Annotated in this window: 1 protein-coding gene; it reads right to left on the reverse strand. The window is 32.0% G+C overall.

The features are described 5' to 3' along the window. Nucleotides 1-253: 253 nt before the first annotated feature. Nucleotides 254-607, reverse strand: coding sequence for a PD-(D/E)XK nuclease domain-containing protein (locus ACTND6_RS11065; protein WP_441024318.1), 354 nt, complete (start codon nucleotides 605-607; stop codon nucleotides 254-256). Between the last annotated feature and the right edge of the window lie 214 nt (nucleotides 608-821).

The following is an 821-nucleotide window of genomic DNA, read 5'->3' on the forward strand; positions in this document are numbered from 1 at the left end:
AAGATTAAACCATACAGTTACTCTTGTCATCTTGTTTTTCTGGTAATCCATATCATATTTGGCTTTGTCATTTTTAGATCTCATAGTCCTTACCTCACAGCTATATTATAGCATAACTAGCCGCTAGTTTAAAGTATTTAAATTAAAACCTCACTGTTTTTTGTGAGGTTTTATTTGAAGGACTTTTTCAGCAGTCTCGCTGTAACAGCTTTGAACTTTAAACTTGTTCAACTGTTACAGCCTCTTTTTTGAACTATGAACGTTTTACAACTGCTTTTTTTCCACAAAAAGCGATTCCGATTTTTACTATAGAGTGAACTTGTGCATCTAATAGTTCTGTATCATATTTCTTTTCTTCAATTTGCTTTAAGGCAAAATCAGCCAGAGATTCTAAATCAATATGTGGATCTTTTGTGTATTTGAATTCAAAAATAAATCCTGGAATTTCCTTTGTTAAAGGGATAAGTTGAATGTCAAATCGTCCTAGACCGGATTCTCTATTTGACTTAATTTGATATTGATTGCTTAGAATTGCACATAAACCTAACATCATACCATGATAAAAACTTTCGTTTGCTCCATCTATTGTGGAGATGCTTTTTAACATGAAATCTTCTAATAATGATTGAAGCTTGCTTGCATCTTTTGAAAAAATAGCCTGCTGGATAGAAATTGATATATTGTTTTGATTCGTTCGATTTAGAATTTCTTTTTTCGGCTAATCTACAATCGTGTGGTTGACAAATGGCTTATTTACGCTTAAATCTAACCCTTTCAAGAACTAAATGGCGCAGAATTCTATTAGATTTCGGCCATTTTTC

The organism is Bulleidia sp. HCP3S3_C9, assembly GCF_052064035.1.
In the GTDB taxonomy this organism is placed as follows: Bacteria; Bacillota_I; Bacilli_A; order Erysipelotrichales; family Erysipelotrichaceae; genus Bulleidia.